Raw genomic sequence first — 22,603 nt, forward strand, 5'->3', positions numbered from 1 at the left:
GTCTAAAAATGAAAAAAGAACATGGGCATGTTAAAGTGAAGGAAAGAAAGGGAAAGGAAGTGGTTTTCATGAAAATAGCCATTGCTGGTGGAAGCGGTTTTGTCGGCACAGCCCTTATTGATAAATTATCAAAAGAAAATCATGATATATATATTTTGACCCGTCATCCCGAAAAATTTAATAAACAGACTAATTTGACATATATCGGTTGGTTGACCAAGGACGCAAAGCCGGAAAAGCACTTGGCGGGGCTCGATGTTTTCATTAACCTTGCAGGTGAATCTCTGAACAGCGGGCGTTGGACACCTGAACGAAAACGCCGGATTGTCGAAAGCAGGGTCGAAGCTTCCAAAGAGATGAACCGGATCCTTTCCATACTGCCCGATAAAGTGCCCGTCATCATTAATGCAAGTGCAATCGGATATTATGGTATTTCAGATGATGAAACCTTTAACGAAACCTCTGAATCCATTGGTGATGATTTCTTGGCCCGTACTGTTCAACTATGGGAAAATGAAGCGGCTAAATCACGATCTTATAGTAACAGGTTGATCCTGACAAGATTCGGGGTGATTCTTGGAGAAAAAGACGGTGCACTGCCAATGATGGTCCTACCATATAAACTATTCGGCGGAGGAAAGATGGGCAAAGGGAATCAGTGGCTTTCCTGGATTCATATCCATGACGTGGTCCGTGCAATCATCTTTTGCATGAACGATGCTCGGATAGAAGGTCCAGTCAATTTTACGGCACCGAATCCCGTTCAGATGGATACATTCGGAAAAACCATAGGAGCTGTCCTGCACCGGCCCCATTGGTTGCCCGTACCACCCTTCTTCCTCAAGAAACTGCTTGGGGAAATGAGCATACTTGTACTTGAAGGGCAAAATGTCCTTCCCACTAAACTTAAAGAGGAAGGATTCACCTTCTCCTTTCCAACCCTTAAAGAAGCTTTACAAAATATCTTAAAGGAAGATTCTCACGTATGAAAGGGTCATTTTAGGAAAAAATAGGGATATTAAGTGGAATGGAGATGATTTAATTGCTCAAAAAACACGATAAAGAGAAAAGTAACTTGACTAGTACACAAGCGATTCTTTATGCTCGCGAATTTAAAAAAGCAGATCGAGCTGGTGGATATACCGAAAAGAAATCCCGTCGTTAAGTTTGGTGTTTTTTCCCGTACATTTTGAACAGCCACTCAACACAAAATAAGCTGGAGATGATTAATGAATTCATCTCCAGCTTATTTTTATTCTAGGGGGCGCTAACATGGGACGCAACAATATACACCATAATCGAGATAAGAACAAACAGAAACTTCCTCAGGTTCCTAAAAACCTGAAAAGTGACGGACTTGACGTTGAATATTCTTCCGAACTGGCTGACCAGGAAGACATCGAGGCACAAGCCCGGGCAAATGCTGCTGACCGCCGTGCTCATAGTCGCCGCTTATAAGCAGGAGAAACCAACCAAGGGGCTGTAAATCAGCCCCTTTTGTTTTCTTTATTTACATAGCTTATCCACAGCCCTGTGTATATTGTGGATATATTCTGAAAATACTGATAAAAAACAAGTACAATAAATCACCTTATCAACATGAAAATAATGTTATTTCTGGATAACCCTGTGGATTATGTGGATAAAGGCGATTTTAAGCTAACCACTCTGCATTATTGTTGTGGATAACTATTCTCTCTCCTTGAATTGTTCCACAGGATTATTATTTATATAATAACTATCTGCTACGATCTTTATTAAATGTCTTCCCTCCAAGTATCATCGCATGCCAAATGACTTTTCCAACCCTAACTTGTCAGTAGTTTTATCGCTATTGACCCCGGCATTAAAGAAGGTTCCCCAAACTTTTTCCATCAGCATTTTCTTCCAACTGTTTACGAAGCAAGAATTTTTGCATCTTCCCACTTGCGTTTCGAGGCAGCTCATTACTGAAGATATATCTTCTTGGACGTTTATAGTTCGCCAGTGTTTCACTGTTCTTACACCAAGTTTCTAAGTCGGATTCCGCCAGCGTTGGGTCTTTGGCTACGATGAAGGCCGTTACCATTTCCCCCCAATGACCATCTGGCTGACCAAGGACTGCACAGTCGAGAACTCCTGGATGCTCATATAATGTATCTTCCACTTCACGTGGATAAATATTTTCCCCTCCAGAAATGATCATGTCGTCCACCCGGTCCTTGACCCACAGATATCCATCCTCATCCAGGAAACCGATATCACCGGAATGATACCAGCCTTTGTAAAGCGCCGTTTCGGTCTCTTTATCTTTTTGAAAGTAACCCTGCATGATACATGGACCTTTCACAAGGATCTCCCCTGTTTCCCCAGGCTCCAGCATATCCTCGGGATCCGATGGCCCTTCGTCATTCGGACGGGCAATGATGATTTCATGACCGGAACATGCCTTGCCGGCAGAACCCGCTTTCCTAATTTGATCTTCCTCCAATAGGAGAGTGATGGCGGGACCCATTTCAGTCATTCCATAAGCTTGGATGAACTGGATGCCGAGTTTCTCCTGACAGGCCCTTACAAGTGAGGGAGCCATCGGGGCTGCTCCATAAAGCCCAAGCTTCAAACTCTGGAATTTATAATCATCCAAGTTTTCATGAATGAGCATGTTCCACATCGTAGGAGCAGCAAAAAACTTGGTGATCCCCTCGGATTCAATCAGTTCCATGGCTTTTTTGGGATTAAACTGATGTAATATGACATTTGCGGCACCGACCTGTACGCGAGGTAAAAAGGAACAGTGCAATTCGGCACAATGGAACATCGGTGCAGTAATCAAACCGATATCAGAGCGTTCGTACTTCATTGCCTCTATTAAAATCTCTGCTTGTTTGACCATATCTTTATGAAGGTGAATGACCCCTTTGGGACGTCCGGTTGTCCCGCTCGTATACATGATGGCATAGATATCATCCTCGTGAACATCCACTTCTTCTGGCTTTGATGAGATACTGGCCATTTTCTGGCGGTAACCTTTGGCATATCCAGGCACATCATCATCAATATACCAGAAGGCCGTTTCCGGAAATCGCTTTTCAACCGCGGCAACGTTCGCTTCCAATTCGTGTTCGAATAAAACAACCTTTGGAGCAGCGTCGTTCAAGATGAAGGCCAACTCTTCCGGCATTAAACGGAAGTTGATTGGATTAAAGATTGCACCGATTTTTGCACAGGCAAAGAATGCTGTTGCAAGCTCTTCATTGTTGTAAAGGTACGTAGAGACCCTGTCCCCTTTTCGCACCCCTTCCGCTTGAAGGGCCGCCGCCAACCTATTCACCTGCTCATTCCATTGAATGTACGTATAGCGGATATTTCTTCTCACGTCGTAGATAGCTTCTTTAATGGGGAATTCCTGAACCGTCTGATCAAAGATATTTTTAATCGTTACTGACATATCATTTTCCTCCTCAAGTAGGCCCACCATCAACAGGAAGAGTTCAGGCAAGGCCTGCGATGGTCGGCTTCATCCCTTTTCAGCTTTTACTTTCGTGCGAATTACGAATATTCATAAATGGAATGTCCAGATTCAGTCCAATCTTTCAATGATGGTCGCATTCGCCATCCCATGGCCTTCACACATTGTTTGCAGCCCATAACGGCCGCCCGTCCTTTCTAACTCATGGATCATTGACACCATCAATCTGGCCCCGCTGCCGCCAAGAGGATGACCCAAGGCAATCGCCCCGCCATTTGGATTCAGTTTCTTCGGGTCTGCCCCCGTTTCTTTTAGCCAGGCAATCGGTACAGGCGCGAAAGCCTCATTCACTTCAAATATGTCGATATCATCAATTGTAAGACCTGCTTTTTCCAAAGCTTTTTGGGTAGCCGGAATCGGCCCCGTAAGCATCAGGGTGGGATCTGACCCGACAACAACCCGTGTATGCACTTTAAAGCGCGGTTTCAATCCAAGCTCTTCGGCTTTACTGCGTTCCATCAATAATAAAGCGGCAGCACCGTCACTTATTTGACTTGAATTCCCAGCATGGATTAAACCGTCTTCTTGGAAAACCGGTTTCAATCCAGCAAGTACTTCAAGCGTAGTTCCACCCCTTGGGCCTTGATCTTCCGTAACTTCGATATGATTTCCTTCTTTATCAGTACCCGATACTGATATCATTTCACGGTTAAAATGTCCTTCTTTTTGAGCACGTATTGCTTTGGCATGACTCTCCACGGAAAACTGATCACAATCTTCACGTGTTATTTCCCACTTATCGGCGATTCTCTCAGCTGATAAACCTTGGTTGATCACCTCATAATGGTCCATATACTTTTGGCTTGTTACAGCACCTTGATAATTAGATCCCATGGGAACTCGTGACATGTTTTCCACTCCACCGGCCACTACCACATCCATATCACCCGACAAGATGGCCTGGGAAGCGAAGTGGACTGCCTGCTGACTTGATCCGCATTGACGGTCAATCGTCGTTCCAGGCACTTCAATCGGAAATCCGGCAATCAGTGCAGCAACCCTTGCTATATCACCAGCCTGTTCGCCCGACTGTGAAACACAGCCTAAAATGACATCATCGACAATAGCCGGATCGATGCCCGCCTTTTCAATCAGCTTCTTCAATACTTCCCCTGCCAGATCATCAGGGCGGACGTCTTTCAAGACACCGTTCCTTCTGCCTACTGGCGTGCGAATCCCTTCAACGATAACCACTTCCCGCATATACTCTCTTCCCTTCTCAGCCTTTTTATTGAATTAAAGACCCATATTCTTAGCGATGATCTTCTTCATGATTTCATTTGTCCCGGCATAGATGCTCGCTACCGGAACATCCCGATACCTTCTGGCAATCTTGTATTCCTCCATATATCCATAGCCGCCATGGAGCTGCATGCATTCAATGGATATTTTCCTGGCAGTCTCCGTCAAACGCCATTTTGCCATCGAAACTTCCGTTACAACCTGTTCACCAGCCACATGTTTGGCAATCAATTGATCTAGGAAGGCACGCCCCATTTTGATTTCCGTTGCCATTTCCGCGATTTTGAATTGAGTATTTTGAAACTGACTTACGGATTTTCCGAACGCTTCCCTGCCCTTCACATACTCAATCGTATCGGCCAACATATCCTCAGATGCGGTTTGAGCACAAATTGCCACCACAAGTCGTTCCTGCTGCAGTTTATCCATTAGGTAATTAAACCCTTTGCCTTCTTCACCAAGCAGGTTTTCCTTTGGAACACGGCAATCCTCGAAGATGAGCTCCGCTGTATCCTGACTGTGCAAACCAAGCTTCTTCAGTTTTCGCCCCCTGGAAAACCCGGGTGTATCCCTTTCGACCACGACTAAGCTAACGCCTTTATGTTTCGGAACGGCATTTGGATCCGTTTTACAGGCAACGATGACCAAATCGGAATGTATGCCATTCGTGATGAATGTCTTTTGGCCATTTACTATGTAATGATCTCCATCCAAAATGGCAGTCGTTTTAATATTGGCCAAATCCGAACCTGTACCAGGCTCTGTCATGGCAATGGCTGTAATGATTTCCCCCGTCGTGCATTTGGGAAGCCAGCGCTGTTTCTGCGACTCATTTCCATATGCGGAAATATACGGGACGGTGATGTCACTGTGAAGTCCGAAACCAATGAAACCAGAACCGACCCTTTCCAATTCCTCATTAATTATGACGGCAAAGCCCCAATCTACCCCTGAACCCCCATAATCTTCTCCTAGGTCCGGACATAAAAAACCCTGTTTCCCCATTTTCACCCAAAATGACCGGGGAATGATCCTCTCTTCTTCCCATCGTTCATAGTGGGGAACTGCTTCTTTCTCTAAAAACTTTCGGAATGACTTACGGAAAATCTCATGATCTTCACTTAGGTATGGATGTTTCATCTGTTTCATCTCCTCTCCAATTCTTTGTCGGAGGCTCTTTTCCTGGATTTAGAATGGATTGCCCTGAAAGAATTAATAACTTACCTGGGTGACATTCTAATCGCCCCATCCAGTCTGATGGTTTCCCCATTCAGCATTGGATTCGTTATGATGCTTTCCGTTAGTTTAGCGTACTCTTCTGGATACCCGAGCCTTGATGGGAATGGTACGGTTTTCCCTAATGACGACCTAGCTTCATCAGGTAACGAATCAAACATCGGAGTATGGAATAGACCCGGTGCAATCGATACGACACGTATCCCTTTGTTGGCTAACTCCCTTGCAATCGGCAAAGTCATACCAACAATCCCTCCCTTGGAGGCACTATATGCGGCTTGTCCGATTTGCCCTTCAAAGGCAGCGACCGAAGCTGTATTGATAATGACCCCACGCTCCCCCTCTTGGTTCGGTTCATTTTCGACCATCTTTTCCGCAGCAAGCCGGATTACGTTAAACGTACCGACCAAATTGATTTGAACGACTTTTGAGAACGCTTTCAATTCATGTGTACCTTTTCTGCCTATGACTTTCTCTGCAATTGCAATGCCTGCACAGTTGATGACCGTATTGATGCTCCCGAATTTTTTCATCCCTTCATCCAACGCCACCGATACGCTTTCTTCACTTGTTACATCCGTTTTAATAAATAGGACTGAATCTCCCAATTCCTGAGCCATTTTAGCGCCTTTTTCCTCAGAGAGGTCAAATATGACCGCTTTTCCGCCTTTTTTAATGATGTTTCTTACTGTCGCGGCTCCAAGACCTGAAGCTCCTCCTGTCACAACTGCAATCGTTTCTTGAATTTCCAAATCCTCACCCCATTTGTTTCTATTATATATATTCATCTTTCACTATCATCAAAACCTATTTTCAAGATTAATTTCACCGCTTGCATGTTTATCGTTCACTTTCAAGTCATGAAGGGTTTCGGTAAAGCCTTTGATTACCTGTTCAAAATCCTGCTTCAACCCATCCAGCTCTTTAATGCGTTCATTTATTTCGTTTAGCTTCTGTCCTGCAGTTTCAATCGTTTTTTCCAATTGCTTTATGCCTGTCCTATCCTTATCGAATAAAAGGACGATATCCTTTATTTCCACTAACGAAAAACCATACTTCTTACCGCGCATTATGATTTTGAGCTGTGCATATTCCTTCTTTCCATAAACCCTTTTTCCCGTTTCGGTACGCTTTGGTCTAAGCATACCAAGTTCCTCATAATATCGGAGGGTCCTTGTCGTCAATCCGAATTCTTTTGCTAAATCAGAAATGGTGTACATGTTAAAACCACACTTTGCAAAGGGATTATTTACCTTCATTTTAACATTGACGTTAACGTAAACTTCAATAATTATTCACAAAATTTATAATATATGAAACTGTATGAAAGATTTAAATTGATATACTAAGGGTATATTCTTTAAAGAAGGGAATGATCGCTCCATGCTATGTTCAAAAATATTAGTTGCTTATGATGAATCCGAATTGGCACTTAAATCTTTAGAAAAAGCGATTGAATTAGGGAAGCTGGATCCCGCTATCGAAATCCAGGTGCTTCACGCTGTTACGCTGCCAATCAAGCCAAATATATATGGCAATGCCTTTCAGGAAATTGAAGAATCCATGCTCAAGTATGGCAAGGAAGTGATTAAAAAAGCGGAAGCGCTTTTATCCGAAATACCGAATGCATCCCAAACATTTGTCGTAGAGGGTTCAGCCATCACGACTTTATTGGAACATGCAAAATCCCAGAATTGTGACCTTATCATCATGGGCAGCCGCGGATTGAGTGGCTTCAAGGAATTCCTAGGCAGCGTGAGCCACTATATCGTTCAACATTCCCCAGTTCCTGTCTTACTGGTCAAATAAAATACTCTTTATAGCCAGCCCTTTCCTAGGCTGGGTTCCCCTTGGAATCCAGCTTATTTATGCGTGCATGAACTCCAAACTTATCATGTTTTACAAACACTTCCGTTTGCAGGTAAAATGAAACTAATTTAAACGAGGATAACAGGTGACGCAATGGATATTAAACATTTGCAATACTTTATAGAGGTAACCAATTTCAATAGCTTCACTCGGGCTGCCGACCATTTATTCATTACCCAGCCGACCATCAGCAAGATGATTAAAAACCTGGAAACCGAGCTAGGCGTTGAGCTTTTTGATCGTTCACGCAAGCAACTGATCTTGACCGATGCAGGCAGGGTCGTCTTAGAGCAGGCAAAATTGATTGATAAGGCCTTTCACAATTTAGAAACGGAAATGGACAATTTATTAGGTTTTAAAAAGGGACATATCCGTATCGGCCTTCCGCCGATAATAGACGCTTCTTTCTTCCCCCGGATACTTAGCCGTTTTCACGAGGATTATCCTAATATTACCTTTCAATTAGTAGAGGATGGTTCAAAGAAAATAGAAGAATCCGTTCAAAATGACTTAATTGATATAGGCGTAATAGTCCTGCCAACCAACACCGCACTTTTTCATCATTTTGCTTTTTTGGAAGAAGACATCAACTTGATTGTTCATCCCTCCCATCCGCATGCTTGTGTGGAAGAAATTGATTTGGCCGACCTGGAAAACGAATCTTTCATCTTATTCAATAAAGATTACGCCCTTCGAGATCTCATCATTTCATCCTGTAATGAAGCTGGTTTTTCTCCACATATCGTCACGGAAAGCTCACGCTGGGATTTTATTGAGGAAATGGTTTACTGTAAACTTGGCGTTGCTCTATTACCTGAAAGTTTATGCCGTCATGATGAGCGCGTAAAGACAATCAAGGTTAAAAATCCCTCCATTAGTTGGAATTTGGGATTGATATGGAGTAAGGACCATTACCTTTCATTCGCTGCAAAAGAATGGCTGAAATATACGAGGGAAGCATTGTCCCATAAGCAGTGAATTATCTAGCATGATTATGTAAGCAGTATCATAGATTTAGGTTATGCACATGATAACATCTAACCATTTTACAATGCGTTACGGCGGGGTTAGACTAGTATAAGTAAAAAGCACGGTAAATGCTGGTGGATTCCATATATTCTTAAAAGGAGATATTCATGATCACTTTATCTAGTGTCGATGAGTTACAGGCAACAGAAGCAACTCTGGAGAAAATTAAATATTCATACCCCGAACTATTTGATAAACTGCACCATGTCGTTGCTTTAACACGGGCTCTTCAATTTAAATATCAATTTATGGGCACATTAATCATGGATGAAAACCATAACGAATACACCCCTGAATTCGTTATGCCCTCCGTTATCGGATTATATATAGAGGAAGTTCAAAAGTTAAAGGATGATCCGAATATCCAGGTATTACTACAGACCTTCTCCCAAAATAAAAATATTGGATATGCCAAAATCAGCATGCTTGTGCTCGGTAAAAGCCCTGAATCGCTTTTAGGCGCATCATGCATCAAATGAAGCCCCCAGATATACTCCGAAAAAAACCTCCCATAATGGAAGGTTTCTTTTCTTTACATGTAATTAAAGTACTTTACTCAAAAAGGCTTTAGTTCTTTCCTGCTGGGGATTATTAAAAATCTCACTAGGAATATTTTCTTCAATAATATAACCTTCGTCCATGAAAATCACGCGATCTCCAACTTCTTTTGCAAACCCCATCTCATGGGTCACAACTACCATGGTCATGCCTTCCTTAGCCAGCTGCTTCATGACCTCAAGGACTTCGCCGACCATTTCCGGATCTAGAGCGGAAGTAGGCTCGTCGAATAGCATGATTTTCGGTTCCATCGCCAACGCCCTGGCAATGGCGACGCGCTGCTTTTGTCCCCCCGATAATGAATCCGGATATGCGTTCGCTTTCTCGGCAAGTCCGACTTTCTTAAGCAATTCCATCCCTCTTTGGGAAGCCTGTTCTTTGGATATCTTGCGGACCTTTATAGGCGCAAGCATTATATTCTCAAGAACAGTCTTATGTGGAAATAAGTTAAAATGCTGAAATACCATGCCAACTTCCGTCCGGACTTTATTGATATTGACCTTCTTGTCTGTCGTATCAAGCCCTTCAATGAAAATATGGCCTCCCGTTATCGTTTCAAGTTGATTGATACACCTCAGGAAAGTGGATTTTCCCGACCCAGAAGGACCAATTACCACGACTACTTCCCGAGGGGAAACGATTGCATTGATATTTTTCAATACATCATTATCGCCAAATGACTTCTTAAGATTCTCCACCTTTATCATTCTGTTTTCAACCTTCTTTCGAGTCTATTTAATACGAAACTTAAAATGAGGGTAAGGAATAGATAGATGAAGGCACACGCCAAGTATGGCTCCCACACTTTAAAGTACTGACTCCCCATCGCTTTCCCCCAATACATCAATTCCGGGGCAGCAATGACACAAAGCAGGGATGAATCCTTCAATAATACGATGAACTCATTTCCTAACGGAGGAATCATCCGTTTGAAAGCTTGAGGCAATACAATATGTATCATTGTTTGGACATGGGTCATTCCCAATGAACGGGCACCTTCCATTTGCCCTTTATCGATGGATTGAATGCCCGCCCGGAAAATTTCGGCAATATATGCGGCTGCATTTAATGATAAAGCAATGACACCGGCGGTTACTGCATTCGTTTCCCCGGTAAAAAAGGGCACAATTCCAAAATGGATTAAAAAGATTTGAACTAAAAGCGGTGTTCCGCGAAAAACCGTGACATAACAGTAAAATGGAAAGGCAAGCACCTTGTTTCTCATGATTTTCCCTAAACCGATAAATAACCCCAAAAAGGTTCCTATGAGGATGGAGGAAACTGACAGCCCTATTGTAAGCAATGTTCCTTTTAATAAGAAAGGAGCATATTCAAAAATAATATCCCAGCGAAAACTCATTTTGTTTCCCTCCTAAGGCCAAAAAAACTGCGTAACTTCACACGTAAAGTTACGCAATCTTTTACTATCCATTTGTTTTTATTGTTGTGCTTTCAATGTTTCTATATCTGGATCAGTACCAAACCACTCTTTATAAATTTCTGCATATTTCCCATTTTCATAAATGGCATTCACGGCTTTATCGAATTCCGATTTCAATTCACTGCCTTTTGGGAACATAAGACCATAAAACTCCTCATTGAAACTTTTGCTGTCTTCAACGACTTTAAGTTTTTGATCGGGGTTATTTTTCACATATTCTTCAACAACCGTATTATCAGCCACGACTGCCGCAGCTCCGCCTTTTAGTAATTCCTGAATGGCCAGGTTATTATTTTCGAACTTTTTGATATCCTTGTGATTCTTTCCAAGGAGTTTCTCTACCGCTTCCTGTCCGGTAGTACCAGTCTGAACGGCAATGACGTTTCCTTTCAATTCATCTCCTGATTTTATATCACTATCCTCAGGAACGAGAATCTTGTTTGTGGATAAGAAATACGGAACCGAGAAGTCATAAGATTGTTTTCTTTCGTCATTCACTGTAATCGCAGATATGGCGACATCCGCTCTCTTACCTTCGATTTCAACAAAAATCGGATCCCAGCCAACACTTTCCAATTTAATTTCATAACCCGCTTCTTTTGCAACGGCATTGATGAAATCAACATCGAAACCTACAATCTTATCTCCTTCAAGATATTCAAATGGAGCATAGTTGGCGTCCGTCACGATCCTGAGTGTTTTCCCATTGGATTCTTCTTCTTTTCCAGTTGTCGAGACTTCCTTACCCTTCCCGCATCCTGTCATGACTAGTAACAAAGAAGCAACCATGGCAAACACTAAAAAAGAAACCTTTTTCAAAATAATCCCCTCTTCTCTCTCGTAAACTCTCTTTTTTAAAAAAACAGATAAATCTAACTTTAGAGAACATTCAGTATATTCTTTTAAGAATATTATACGTTTATTTGTTTTTTTATGCAATAAAAAGTCGATAAATAACTTTAGTAAAATAAAATTTTAATCAATTAACTTGGTAAATCAAAAACGCAGCTAAGCTCCAATCGGTAAAGATGCACCCTTTTACCCTTTACTCGAATTAATTGATATTATATTGAAAACAGATAGCGCCACCTTTCAAAAGGTTTAATAGAACAAAAATAAGCAGCGGCCATATTAGCGTGGCCGCTGCTCGAATGATTATTATGGGACTTCCTTATTCCCCTCTTCAATATCCAACATATCCAACAGGAAGATGAAGATCGGTATTCCGATGATCAATCCCCATATCCCAAGGAAATGCTCGGAAAACAATAGGATGATGAAGGTGAAAAATGTTGGAAGATTTGTTTTTGCCGACATGAATTTCGGATTTAAAATATAGCTTTCAATTGCATGGATCACAACAATCATGATCAATACAGCAATCACTTTGGGCATGCCGCCGATACTATAGGCAATCATGCTAAGTGGAATGAGGGAGATGATGACCCCTGCAACCGGTATCAAACCCAGGAAGAAAATCATGATCCCTAGACCGAGCAACTGCGGGAAGCCAAGAATCCATAAGAAAGTTACAGATAGGACAGCATTCGTAATGGCTATCAAGAACTGGACCTCGATCACCTTTCCGAATGAATTGATGAATTTGACGCCAAAATGACTTAAGTTTATAAAGAAAGACTTAAATTTGGCCCGCTTGAATTTTGAAGTGAAACGAATGATTTTATCTTTTTCCAATAAGAAAAATAGACTAAGCAACATGGAAATGAAAATTTGAAATGCCAGTTTACCGAAATCGGATATATAAAGATAGAGTGTATTCATCTGTGTTTGAAGATCCAGCGGCGATCGCAGCTCGTTCATTATATTAATGGCATATTGAATGACCCTACTATCTGGTGGATGTTGAAAGAAGAAAACGATCTGTGTCACTAATTCCGTGAATTGCAGCGTAATGACCGGTAGATATTTATAAAGAACGATGGCTAAACAAGAAATGACGACTGCATATAAAAAGCTTATAACAACCTTAGAGTTGATATGCATCACTTTATTCAGCCGAATCATGATGAATTGCTCCAGCCTTCCCATCAGGAAAGTGAAAACAAATGTGAATAACACGATATTAACCATACTGCCGATGCTTATTAAAAAGAGAACTAATACAATTAATGTAATTAACCTTGAAAAACCTTCGCTTTGCAAATACTCTTTTACCACTTACCTATCTCCTAACTACCGTTCTGCCGTTATAAATCCTTTACCTTTCATTTTACACGGAATTGAGGAATTCTACTACAATTACCTTCCATTGACAACAAAATTATTTGAATGATCAGTAAAACCCATGCTGAAGAAGCCGTTAAGATGTTTTCGAAAAATTCAATCTTTTATCCCAAGCCATTTCTGCATGAAAAAACATCTGCCAAATCGGCAGATGCTAATCTTCATCCTTCACATCGATATCTTCGGGGATAGGTTCGTTATAATAATCCGCTAAATCCTTCTTATATTTCTCCATCTGTTCAAGATGCATATTAAACTGATCTTTAAAAATCAAATGCTGCTCACCATCATGAACGGTGCGAATTTTATTTTGAACGATCAAACTTTCTATATAAGATTCCGGCATCGATAGATATTCCGCAGTCTCTTTTACTGTCAAGTACATGCCTTCACCCCTTTTCCTCTCTAACTATACTAGATATGAGGCATTATTTGAAGCGCTTGATTTTCAACTGAAAACCTCGTACATGCCAAGGAAAGGATGATACCCGATTCAGGGTATTGTCATGCAACCTCACCAGCTTAATCAATTTCCACCAATGGAACATTTTAGATGAAAAAACTTACAATCCCTTCCAAGAACATGTAAGATAATGTTAAAGCAATATATTCATAGATTGAGGAGTGGACAAAAATGACCTTCTTTTATGTCATTCTTGCAGCAATTTTTGCTGTTTTCCTGGTCAAGTTCGTTAAAGGGCTAAGTGAACCGGCTAAATTAGAACGCTATCAAAATGAATTCCGTAAATACCATGGTGAAACTTTAGATCTGCATGCAACGGAAATCGTTTCAGAAGCATTGATAGAAAAGCTTAATAAAGCACTAGATTTCAATTATATGGAAAAGGTCAATACTGAATTCCGCCTGAAGCATCCACGGGACTCGCAGTTAAAGGTCAATCAGGCTTGGCGTGAATTGAAACGCTACTTGATCATGACTGCTGTGTTTGGAAAAGTTGAGATGTTTAATTCAGTCATCGATGAGTTATGGCATATCATGCTGAACTATAGACAGGAATATGATGAGTTTTGCCAGGCTTTCATCGGTAGGACCATTCAGCACCATCCTCATTCAGAACCTGTTTTCAAACCCGAAGAGCGGACTCTTTTTGACTTTTACTATGTACAGCTATTTACGGTGGACTCCCATTCCATTCAAAAATGGGGCAAATTTTTCAAACATGATAAAGGGCTAACGCTTCTCCGAGATTTTGAAACGCTGGAGCTGGAGCAGTTAAAAGAGAAATATATGCGGAAACCGACAAGTATACAAGCGGAACGGACCTTTGAATCCTTCACTTCCCAATTTAAAGAAAATCGCCCCATGACAGAATTGAATTGGCGGAAAACGTACGATCAGACTGACTACGCAGCTCCTGCCTATTTCACTTATGCAAGCACAGATGATTTTGACGGCGAATTTAAAGATATTTTCGGGAATGAACCGAACACAGTTTCCTCCGGATCCGGCCATGCCGATCATGGTGGTCATAACAGTTCCCATGACAGCAGTTCTGATTCCTCTTCCAGCTGTTCTTCATGCAGCTCTTGTTCGTCTTGAGCCTTTCGCTTGGAGAAATCCAAGCGTTTTTTATACTATTAGATGAACTGGATTGATGAAGCTTAGTTTTTACTCAATATAAAAGGAGTTACAACTGATATGCATGATAATGAGATACGAAAATTCAGACCAGTTTTTGTCTTTGCAAATTTGGAAAACAAGAAAAAATTAGTACAAGGTTTAACTGAAGATCGAGTGAAATTAATTCAAGAACTAAAAAAATATAGAAATGCCCTTTCACCATTTTTAATTAATGTTTTGCAAACTAATATAGATCAGTGGGAAATAGAAATACATGATTGGCAAGAGGAAATAAAAAAAGTGGAAGAAGAGAAAGAGAGCTTTTAAGTGCTCTCGGTTTGCAGACAAAAGGGGTTCGGAATTTATATAAATTCCGAACCCCTTTGAATTATCGTCCAAGGTTAAGGGATTGGGGCTCTGCAAGCCCGCTCTCTTAGTCCATTATTAAACATGTGCAATTGAGCTATTTTCTCCAAGTTAAAGGTAAGCATCGCCTTCATCGGAAATTTTCAAGTCAATTGACGCATTCCATTTTCCTTATTCATTAATTCCACCGATTGAACCAATTCTTGATCCTCTGTTTATTTTTCTCAAGAACCTCCTTGGAAGTCCGGTTGTCTTTTTGTTTTTTCCATTCAAAGAAAGATGCAATTCCGATAAGCAGCCCTCCGCCAATGATTAAATACAGCCACCATGGCATCTCGCCCCACATCGAATTGGTATTCATATAGACATTGAATAAAATCGTCCCAGTTCCAGCGATGAAATAGGATTTGTATTTCATCATGAATCCAAAGAGCATTGCTGCCAATGACAAGGTTCCGATAATGATGGCATCATATAAGGTGTTTCCTGCCATTGCATCAATGATCAAGGCCAAAAACAAAAGGGAAACTATACCACTTTCGATATATTGTGTGATTTTGCCTTTAACAAGGATTTTCCTCAGCAGAGTGGTGCTGACAATGAACAGCGGCAGAATATTCACCTCCTCCTCAAGTACAGGAGGGATCTTGAGCTGATCGACAATGACCCAATACGGATATAGACTGAACAAAATCGCTGCCGCCAACTGGAATTTCCTTTCCAACATGTCTGTCGTCGTGCTTCTCATCAAAATGAAATAGGCCGGAATCAGAAGTGCCGCGAAGATTTCCAAAATGAAATGTGCCGGTCCCCCCGTCAAAACATCCATGTTCATGGCAAGAAGAAACAGCAGACCATAGACTCTGTAAAAATCCAATTGAAGTCCTTCCCTGCCTTTATCAAGCAAGCCTTTAAAGTATTTCCTGCTTAGCAGTACCATTATGGCCGTACACCCAAAAAGGACTGCCATTCCAACGAAAGGCTGTAATGTGTCCGCGTACATGATGATGATCCAATACGGATACAAACTGAGAACTCCCGTCAGCCAAACGTAGATGCCCTTTTCTTTTACATCCTTTGTGAAACTTCCAATCAAGATGAAGTAAACCGTGATCAAGAGCGATACAAAAACTTCGAGTAACGGGGTCAATGTTTCAGTTACTGGAAATCCCCGATTCATGGCCAGTAAAAACAGCAGGCCATATATCCTGTATGCATCGATGGTAATTCCTGTTTCTTCCTTTTTGATTAAACCATCGAAATAACGCCGGCTCAAAAGCAGCATCCCTGACATACAGCCGAAAAGGAACAACAATCCCATTACAACCGATAAGCTGTCGGCATACCCGACGATGATTACGAAGGGATACAGACTGACTAGTGCAGCAATATTGGAATAGATTTTCCTTTCTAGCTTTTCCGCTGTCAAGCTTCTCAGGAAAATGAAATAAGCGGTTAACAGCAGCGATACAAAGACTTGGAGTAACTGATGCTTAGTATCATTAAAAACCTCTGCATTCATATCGATTAAGAAGAATAAACCATAAATCCTGAAAGGATCAAAGCTGATGATACTTGATTCATTTTTCTTGAGTAATCCGCTGGAATACAGCCTGCTTAACAACAACATTCCTGCCATACAGCCAAAAAGAACTGCCAAACTCGTGACGATTGGGAGTGTATGGGCATAGTCTATGATATTGATGAACGGGAAAAGGCCGATGATGGCCGCTATTCCCGAGTAAATGCTTTTTTCTTTCTTATAGATCGTGAATCTTTCCATTAGGATGAAGTAGCCCGGCAACAGCAGGGAAACAAAAATCCCCAAAATTGCAGAATCTGTATCGCTCATAAACACTTCCAGATTCAGAGTACACAGATATAACAAGCCAAAAATCCGATAATAATCAATGACTCTCTTCGTTCCGTCTTGGTTGAGCAATCCTTTGAAAAGGCGTCTGCTAGCCATCACCATCACAGCCATACATAAAAGCAATACGATAATCGCCATAACCAGAGGTAATGTATTTACATACATATTATAGAAGATGTACGCCAGGCCTAGAGGAACCACAACATAGTTCCGCCAATTCCTTTGCATGAGGAGATACCAGGCAAACAAGAGCTGTGCAGTCATCACCCCTACCCAGACCAACTCCCGGTTAAGCGGGAAGTCCCGGATTGCCGTTTCCAAAATGGATATGCTTATCCCTAAATGAATGAATGGAATAAGGTAATACTCCATGATGCCTTTCCAATTCTTATTGGATAACGCCCACAGAATGGTTATGAGTCCTGCTGTAATCATCAAGCATATTGATGTAATGAATACCATTTGCTCCATGTTTACGACAAATAAATGGACCTGCAGGAAAAGGACTGAAAACCCTAGGTACGTAAAAACATATTTTTCCCATTTCACGTGCGCCCTTAAAGCACTCAAAATATAAATCAACAGTTGTGCAACATATAGTAACGGTGAACTTTCCGTATGAATAATGAGCAAATATCCAACAGGAATCGCCAGTAAATTGGCAAGGTGACTTGCGTAAAAGAAACACAGTTTCCCATTTTTCGAATATTTCCCAAGCCATTCTCCTAATAGGAAAAAGATAATGGGGCCGAGCAACACGAACGCAATCCTCAACACCATTGAAGCAAAATCAAAAACATCGTAGAGTGAAGCATATAAGCTGGCACTTGTAATCACGACAGGCACCCAGAATATTTTCTTCCTATGGATATGGACGGACCAGCCGTTTATTGCAGTAGCTACGGCAATCACTCCGCTTGCCTCCAAAGGATTCAGTGAATCGAATGGAATCGATATCAAGGAAAGGAAGGAAAGAATCTGTCCGCTATATGCAAAAACAGGAAAGAATTTATGGTATCCCTTTTTAAATGTGTAAGCTGCACCGATGGAAATCAGTGAAACACCCATTAAATAGACGCTGAGCGGGATATTTGTCCGAACCCATTCTAAACTCTCCAACAAATATGGATAGAAAGCAACCAAAGCCAGTACGAAAGTGATTGGAAATCCGTATAAGGCATTTTCCTTCATATGCTTTGATTCGTCTTTTATATATGTGATGAAGAAAAGCCCAGAGATCATGGCGAGCGCCGCACTAACTGCAAGCCAATCCATTTCGCTGAATTTAATGGTCAGTATCACTAACATGATCATTGGGGAGATAAGTAAGATACTCTTCTTAAACAGGCTGTACCTTGGGTGACGATTATATAAATATACTCCAAGATATTGAATGACCTGAATAACAAAAATCAGATTTAAGATGGTAGAAAAAGAGACTGGCAATGCAAAGAAAAGATATAGTAACGCTAAGTCGAAAATAACAACAGCCGGGTACGTGAGGCTTGAATTTCTCGAATGAAGGGAAAAATAGGTAAGCTGAGCGGAAACTAACATGAGCGCGACGAATATTTGCGCATAGTTCTCCTCGTACACCATCGCGTTACTATATAAGAAAACGATCCCGCTCCCAATCAAACTGGTGAACATGAAGTTCTTGGAAAGCTTAGTCATTTTGGATTTAGCCAGATATTTCGATAGCATAGTAAAAATGATTGGTACAAGTGCAAATGCAGTGATCATGTACTCACTTAAAAACGAGTTATAAACAAGATGGATATATCCATACGTGAAAACGGCGCTAAAAGCCATTTCATAATATTTTTTTTGGAATTTGACCGAAAAAATTAAAAACAAAACAGAAAAGACCATTAACGTTAGCGAATACAAAAAGTTGCTTGAAAATAACGTCAGGATTACAAAGGTCTCCACGATAATCTTAAACTGGATAAATTGAAAAATGAATGGTTTAAATAACGTTAATGCTTTTTGATTTTTCAACTGCTCAATATTCCATAATATTATTAAATTAAGAACGCCAATCGTCAAAAACATCCACTCGATAGTCGGCGTCACAAAAGCCAATCCGAAATAGCAGGTAATGCCAAACGTGAATATTGAAATGAAAATGAATATTTTCGACTTGAAGTAGTCAGCAATCTTACAATAAATGGATAAGCAGAGTAATCCCCCAAGAAATCCCAGAAGCCCCCGCCCCCCACCATTAAGTGAAAGGTACTCTCCAAAAATCCGATAATATGAAGCTGATAAAATCGTAATCGGAATGAATAAACCCGCTAGCGTCAGGAATGCAAAAGAGGTCTGTTTAATTTTCAGCTTCGAAGCGATGAAGGCCATCCCTGCAAAAATGACGGATATCATTCCAATGAAGAGAACTTTCAGGACCGCATTCAGATCCCCCCATGAAGTGGTTGCTAAAATCAACCCGCCAAACAGAAGCAATATGACCCCAGTGAGCAGGATGACAGAAATATTCCGTTCCCTGATTTGCTCAGGTGTTTTCTTCGGCTTTGCCGGTTTTACCGGTTTCTCCCGTTTGATGGCCTGCTGTTGAATAACCGGTTTCCTATCAGTGATTTCCTTGACAGGTTCAAGGCTTTCCTCGAAAACGGATTCAATAGGAGCATACCCGGCCTTCTCATCTTTCATTTTCGATTCGTTCAATCCACTGGATTCCCGTAATTGCAATGAAGATTCTTCAATCAGGCTATCCTGAACCCTCTTATCGGCACTTTCGCCGATTATCGTTTCAGTTCCATGGGTGGATTTCTTCTTTTCTTGCTCTAAGCGCTTTTGTTTATGGAGGGCTAATTGGAAATGCCGATTGTATGCCCTGCTAATCCGGATATATTCTGATTTAGGGATGAGCCGCCTTTCCCATAAAACATCCAGCTCTTCTTGGAAAATACGCTTCCTTCTTTCTAATGTCATTTCTTCGTTTGAAGAATCATTCATTCCAAGCTTCCCCTTCCTTCAAATAGACCTTCTATCATCTTATGTATATTCTCTTTTCGATAATAACAAACTTTTTCCATTTTTAAAATATTTAGGATAATGCACCAAGGGTGTTCCTGCTGACTCAAAAAAAGAATGACTTCCATAGAAGCCATCCAACGTCACTATATTGATTTTACTTTATCCTCGCTCCTGATAATGCATAAATAAACGATCATTGAAATGAAAATCGAGGCGGCTGCCGTGATATAGATGCTCCTATAGCCGAAGAGGAAGCCTATCTGCCCGAACACGATGGCTCCTATGCCCACTCCAAGATCGAAAAATGAAAAGTATGTGGCATTCGCCATCGCCTTCCGATTGGGTGCCGTCTTTTCAATCGACCATGCCTGCAGCGCAGGCTGGACAGAACCGAATCCGAATCCATAAAGCACTGCCGCAATGTAAAGGACCGCTTCACTCGGCATCCACGCAAGCAGGAGCATCCCAGCCATGATGAGTACTGTTGAAGGCACGAATATGGCTCGATGTCCCCTTCGGTCATATAATCGACCTGCGAATAATCTCGTGACCATGAGGGCCATTGCATATACTAAAAAGTACCACTGAATTCCATCTACACCTTTTTCCGCTGTATACAGGGGAAGGAAGGTTGCAATTCCACCAAATGTAACGGAAATGAAGAAAATGAGCAATGATGGCTGAAGGGCACTTTTTTCATATATATCAAACCTTTTGGCCCTGACAGCCGCGGAAGGATCACTTTCCCCTTTTTGATACCGAATAAGTGATGCTGTAACGATGGCAAACAATCCTAATAATGAACAGATCAAAAACAACTCTTGAAACGGAAGGACCGTAACTAGAAAAAGACCCAATGATGGCCCGAATGCCAATGCTAAGTTACCCGATAATCCGTAATACCCCATCCCCTCACCACGCCGTTTCGCAGGGATTATATCGGAAGCAATCGTTCCTGAAGCCGTTGAAGAAAATCCCCAGCCGACGCCCTGTACAATCCGCATCATGAATAACAAGCCGATGCTCCCCATAAAACCGAAGGAACCCACTGACAATGCAAAAATGTCTAAACCGGCAAGAAAAACCATGCGCCTTCCCTTCGTCTCCAATAATCTGCCGGCAATTGGCCGAACGAGCAAGGCCGAAAAAGTGAAGATTCCAAGGACAGCCCCCACCAGGCGATCGTCACCGCCAAGCTGTTCTACAAACAGCGGGAGGGTCGGCATCGTCATTTGAAAACCCATGAAGATGCACATATTTGCCAAACAGATCATGATGAAATCACGTGTCCAGATTTTATCAGTCCCTCTTACCCGTTCATCCACTAAGGTTTCCCTCATATCCCTTCACCTTCTAATTATAATAGTCATTGCCAGTTTACTAAAATTGGTTAAAATAAGCGAATGATTTATTTCGTGTACCTAAATATATATATATAAATAAAAGCCCAGTATGACACTGGGCTCCCCCTATATCTTTCATCTACCCGCCCTAACGAGTTTCTGTTCTTTTCTTCGCCGTTTATCTTGAAACATTTTTTGATCCGCTTCCATGAATAAACTATCCATATTTCCTTTTGAATGCGAACGGTAAGCATGCCCGAATGACATACTGATGTGAGGGCCTTTTTTTAGGGAGTTTTGCAAAAGGATTTCTTCCTTTAATAATTCACAAAGAGATTCAACTTCTCTCTTGCTTCTATCAATCAGCAGAATGGCAAACTCATCTCCTCCCACTCTCGCTAAAACAGCGATGTCCGAGAAAATCCGTTTCAATAGATTGGCCGCTTCTTTAATCAATTCATCCCCTTTCTTATGGCCATACGTATCATTCATATATTTCAGCTCATCTAAATCACACAGAATCATGGCAACCGGAGTATCAAAATCCAGATTGGATTTGGCAAATATATGATCAAAAAACTGTCGATTATGGATATTCGTTAATGGGTCATGGGACATTTGATACTCAATATCCTGTATGAATCTCACTCTTTCATCGATATTGCGAATGATTCCTTGAACGGCTACCAATTGCTCTTTTTCATATATAGGTGTAGCATATTCCTCGAACCACAAAAAATCCCCCTCGATATTTCTCCAGCGTTGAATGACCGGCTTAGTATAATCAATCCCACCATATATCTTTTCATTCAGGATTTCAAAGTCATCAGGATGAATCCTTCCGAAAGGGGAGGAAGGGTCATTGTATGCTTCTTCCAAGACGCCTTGACCTAAAAGTGTATTGATGGATGGACTTAGGTACCTAAACTCGGAACTTGGGTTTGTTTCGTAGCAGTAGATAATATCCTGAGAACTTTCCACTATATTAAAAACCTTTTTTTGCACTTCGAATCCTTTCTTCTGATAGTCCTTTTCCCTTTTCTTGCGAGTGAAGATCGTACGTTTAAATATATCCAATGACAATTTATTGAATTTCATTCCACAGCCCCCATACTTTTGAAGTCATTTTCATTAAAATCTTTAGATTTGATGGCGGACTTACACACATTACTTTTAACATAATTATCCTTTATTTATTATAATTCCAAAACATCTAAAAGGAAAAACTTTATATGTTTTTCCTTTTCTCCTTAAGTAAAGGGGACAGCTTCTAGCAATGGCCGCATAATTGAAAAAAACCGATTCCAATTGGATC

The 22,603-nt window shown here is 41.2% G+C and carries 21 protein-coding genes; 8 read left to right on the forward strand and 13 right to left on the reverse strand.

Annotated elements, in window-relative coordinates; all coding sequences use genetic code 11:
* Window positions 1-68 precede the first annotated feature (68 nt).
* The 3 genes from OSJ91_RS24040 to OSJ91_RS24050 all read left to right on the forward strand — a co-directional run bounded on the left by OSJ91_RS24040 (window position 69) and on the right by OSJ91_RS24050 (window position 1,458).
* On the forward strand, window positions 69-989 hold the full coding sequence (locus tag OSJ91_RS24040) for a TIGR01777 family oxidoreductase (protein ID WP_485891941.1): 921 nt from the start codon (window positions 69-71) through the stop codon (window positions 987-989).
* A gap of 53 nt (window positions 990-1,042) precedes the next feature.
* Entirely contained in the window at window positions 1,043-1,165 is a 123-nt protein-coding gene (locus OSJ91_RS24045; RefSeq protein ID WP_081088510.1) for a YfhE family protein, read from the forward strand.
* Window positions 1,166-1,272: 107 nt separating this feature from the next.
* On the forward strand, window positions 1,273-1,458 hold the full coding sequence (locus OSJ91_RS24050) for a YfhD family protein (protein ID WP_350300267.1): 186 nt from the start codon (window positions 1,273-1,275) through the stop codon (window positions 1,456-1,458).
* Between the two features lie 388 nt (window positions 1,459-1,846).
* Here the strand turns inward: OSJ91_RS24050 and OSJ91_RS24055 are convergent, their stop codons facing one another.
* The 5 genes from OSJ91_RS24055 to OSJ91_RS24075 all read right to left on the reverse strand — a co-directional run bounded on the left by OSJ91_RS24055 (window position 1,847) and on the right by OSJ91_RS24075 (window position 7,206).
* Window positions 1,847-3,427 (reverse strand): fatty acid--CoA ligase, encoded by a 1,581-nt coding sequence (locus OSJ91_RS24055; protein WP_485890584.1) that lies wholly within the window; start codon window positions 3,425-3,427, stop codon window positions 1,847-1,849.
* 132 nt (window positions 3,428-3,559) lie between these two features.
* Complete coding sequence (locus OSJ91_RS24060; protein WP_413019673.1) at window positions 3,560-4,711, reverse strand: thiolase family protein; 1,152 nt, start codon at window positions 4,709-4,711, stop codon at window positions 3,560-3,562.
* Between the two features lie 33 nt (window positions 4,712-4,744).
* A complete protein-coding gene (locus OSJ91_RS24065) occupies window positions 4,745-5,890 on the reverse strand; it encodes an acyl-CoA dehydrogenase family protein (RefSeq protein ID WP_485890585.1) in 1,146 nt (381 codons plus the stop codon).
* A gap of 80 nt (window positions 5,891-5,970) precedes the next feature.
* Window positions 5,971-6,738, reverse strand: a complete 768-nt coding sequence (locus OSJ91_RS24070) for a 3-hydroxyacyl-CoA dehydrogenase (protein ID WP_350300271.1) — start codon at window positions 6,736-6,738, stop codon at window positions 5,971-5,973.
* 48 nt (window positions 6,739-6,786) lie between these two features.
* Entirely contained in the window at window positions 6,787-7,206 is a 420-nt protein-coding gene (locus tag OSJ91_RS24075) for a MerR family transcriptional regulator (protein WP_485890586.1), read from the reverse strand.
* Between the two features lie 163 nt (window positions 7,207-7,369).
* Between OSJ91_RS24075 and OSJ91_RS24080 the strand changes: the two genes are divergently transcribed.
* The 3 genes from OSJ91_RS24080 to OSJ91_RS24090 all read left to right on the forward strand — a co-directional run bounded on the left by OSJ91_RS24080 (window position 7,370) and on the right by OSJ91_RS24090 (window position 9,363).
* Window positions 7,370-7,795, forward strand: coding sequence for a universal stress protein (locus OSJ91_RS24080; protein WP_350300273.1), 426 nt, complete (start codon window positions 7,370-7,372; stop codon window positions 7,793-7,795).
* Window positions 7,796-7,948: 153 nt separating this feature from the next.
* On the forward strand, window positions 7,949-8,833 hold the full coding sequence (gene cidR, locus OSJ91_RS24085; protein ID WP_485890587.1) for a cidABC operon transcriptional activator CidR: 885 nt from the start codon (window positions 7,949-7,951) through the stop codon (window positions 8,831-8,833).
* Window positions 8,834-8,991: 158 nt separating this feature from the next.
* Window positions 8,992-9,363 (forward strand): hypothetical protein, encoded by a 372-nt coding sequence (locus tag OSJ91_RS24090; protein WP_350300275.1) that lies wholly within the window; start codon window positions 8,992-8,994, stop codon window positions 9,361-9,363.
* A gap of 63 nt (window positions 9,364-9,426) precedes the next feature.
* Here the strand turns inward: OSJ91_RS24090 and OSJ91_RS24095 are convergent, their stop codons facing one another.
* The 5 genes from OSJ91_RS24095 to OSJ91_RS24115 form a co-directional block, all read right to left on the reverse strand.
* The gene (locus OSJ91_RS24095) at window positions 9,427-10,149 is read right to left on the reverse strand and encodes an amino acid ABC transporter ATP-binding protein (RefSeq protein ID WP_076371113.1); all 723 of its coding nucleotides are present in this window, start codon (window positions 10,147-10,149) and stop codon (window positions 9,427-9,429) included.
* Complete coding sequence (locus OSJ91_RS24100; protein ID WP_137020309.1) at window positions 10,146-10,802, reverse strand: amino acid ABC transporter permease; 657 nt, start codon at window positions 10,800-10,802, stop codon at window positions 10,146-10,148. Before OSJ91_RS24100 ends, OSJ91_RS24095 begins: the two co-directional genes overlap by 4 nt.
* Window positions 10,803-10,880: 78 nt before the next feature.
* On the reverse strand, window positions 10,881-11,702 hold the full coding sequence (locus OSJ91_RS24105) for a basic amino acid ABC transporter substrate-binding protein (RefSeq protein ID WP_413019678.1): 822 nt from the start codon (window positions 11,700-11,702) through the stop codon (window positions 10,881-10,883).
* Window positions 11,703-12,041: 339 nt separating this feature from the next.
* Window positions 12,042-13,061 carry an AI-2E family transporter gene (locus OSJ91_RS24110; RefSeq protein ID WP_230178816.1) on the reverse strand — a complete coding sequence of 340 codons (1,020 nt, stop codon included), beginning with the start codon at window positions 13,059-13,061 and terminating at the stop codon, window positions 12,042-12,044.
* Between the two features lie 220 nt (window positions 13,062-13,281).
* A complete protein-coding gene (locus tag OSJ91_RS24115; RefSeq protein WP_048687214.1) occupies window positions 13,282-13,512 on the reverse strand; it encodes an excisionase family DNA-binding protein in 231 nt (76 codons plus the stop codon).
* A gap of 249 nt (window positions 13,513-13,761) precedes the next feature.
* Between OSJ91_RS24115 and OSJ91_RS24120 the strand changes: the two genes are divergently transcribed.
* Complete coding sequence (locus OSJ91_RS24120) at window positions 13,762-14,688, forward strand: glycine-rich domain-containing protein (RefSeq protein WP_485890588.1); 927 nt, start codon at window positions 13,762-13,764, stop codon at window positions 14,686-14,688.
* Window positions 14,689-14,787: 99 nt separating this feature from the next.
* Entirely contained in the window at window positions 14,788-15,036 is a 249-nt protein-coding gene (locus tag OSJ91_RS24125) for a hypothetical protein (protein WP_485890589.1), read from the forward strand.
* A gap of 217 nt (window positions 15,037-15,253) precedes the next feature.
* On the opposite strand, the gene OSJ91_RS24130 is transcribed toward OSJ91_RS24125, so the two are convergent.
* From OSJ91_RS24130 to OSJ91_RS24140, 3 genes are all read right to left on the reverse strand, one after another.
* The gene (locus OSJ91_RS24130; RefSeq protein WP_485890590.1) at window positions 15,254-19,924 is read right to left on the reverse strand and encodes a hypothetical protein; all 4,671 of its coding nucleotides are present in this window, start codon (window positions 19,922-19,924) and stop codon (window positions 15,254-15,256) included.
* A gap of 164 nt (window positions 19,925-20,088) precedes the next feature.
* Window positions 20,089-21,285, reverse strand: a complete 1,197-nt coding sequence (locus OSJ91_RS24135) for an MFS transporter (RefSeq protein ID WP_485890591.1) — start codon at window positions 21,283-21,285, stop codon at window positions 20,089-20,091.
* Between the two features lie 138 nt (window positions 21,286-21,423).
* The gene (locus tag OSJ91_RS24140; protein WP_485890592.1) at window positions 21,424-22,386 is read right to left on the reverse strand and encodes a sensor domain-containing diguanylate cyclase; all 963 of its coding nucleotides are present in this window, start codon (window positions 22,384-22,386) and stop codon (window positions 21,424-21,426) included.
* Between the last annotated feature and the right edge of the window lie 217 nt (window positions 22,387-22,603).

Source organism: Bacillus sp. T-10(2022), assembly GCF_056502895.1.

Coding starts and splice junctions, on each gene's coding strand:
- OSJ91_RS24075 (WP_485890586.1), bottom strand. CDS start 7,206: ATGTACACCATTTCTGATTTAGCAAAAGAATTCGGATTGACGACAAGG.
- OSJ91_RS24095 (WP_076371113.1), bottom strand. CDS start 10,149: ATGATAAAGGTGGAGAATCTTAAGAAGTCATTTGGCGATAATGATGTA.
- OSJ91_RS24130 (WP_485890590.1), bottom strand. CDS start 19,924: ATGAATGATTCTTCAAACGAAGAAATGACATTAGAAAGAAGGAAGCGT.
- OSJ91_RS24140 (WP_485890592.1), bottom strand. CDS start 22,386: ATGAAATTCAATAAATTGTCATTGGATATATTTAAACGTACGATCTTC.
- OSJ91_RS24055 (WP_485890584.1), bottom strand. CDS start 3,427: ATGTCAGTAACGATTAAAAATATCTTTGATCAGACGGTTCAGGAATTC.
- OSJ91_RS24100 (WP_137020309.1), bottom strand. CDS start 10,802: ATGAGTTTTCGCTGGGATATTATTTTTGAATATGCTCCTTTCTTATTA.
- OSJ91_RS24080 (WP_350300273.1), top strand. CDS start 7,370: ATGCTATGTTCAAAAATATTAGTTGCTTATGATGAATCCGAATTGGCA.
- OSJ91_RS24050 (WP_350300267.1), top strand. CDS start 1,273: ATGGGACGCAACAATATACACCATAATCGAGATAAGAACAAACAGAAA.
- OSJ91_RS24125 (WP_485890589.1), top strand. CDS start 14,788: ATGCATGATAATGAGATACGAAAATTCAGACCAGTTTTTGTCTTTGCA.
- cidR (WP_485890587.1), top strand. CDS start 7,949: ATGGATATTAAACATTTGCAATACTTTATAGAGGTAACCAATTTCAAT.
- OSJ91_RS24090 (WP_350300275.1), top strand. CDS start 8,992: ATGATCACTTTATCTAGTGTCGATGAGTTACAGGCAACAGAAGCAACT.
- OSJ91_RS24120 (WP_485890588.1), top strand. CDS start 13,762: ATGACCTTCTTTTATGTCATTCTTGCAGCAATTTTTGCTGTTTTCCTG.
- OSJ91_RS24060 (WP_413019673.1), bottom strand. CDS start 4,711: ATGCGGGAAGTGGTTATCGTTGAAGGGATTCGCACGCCAGTAGGCAGA.
- OSJ91_RS24065 (WP_485890585.1), bottom strand. CDS start 5,890: ATGAAACATCCATACCTAAGTGAAGATCATGAGATTTTCCGTAAGTCA.
- OSJ91_RS24040 (WP_485891941.1), top strand. CDS start 69: ATGAAAATAGCCATTGCTGGTGGAAGCGGTTTTGTCGGCACAGCCCTT.
- OSJ91_RS24115 (WP_048687214.1), bottom strand. CDS start 13,512: ATGTACTTGACAGTAAAAGAGACTGCGGAATATCTATCGATGCCGGAA.
- OSJ91_RS24135 (WP_485890591.1), bottom strand. CDS start 21,285: ATGAGGGAAACCTTAGTGGATGAACGGGTAAGAGGGACTGATAAAATC.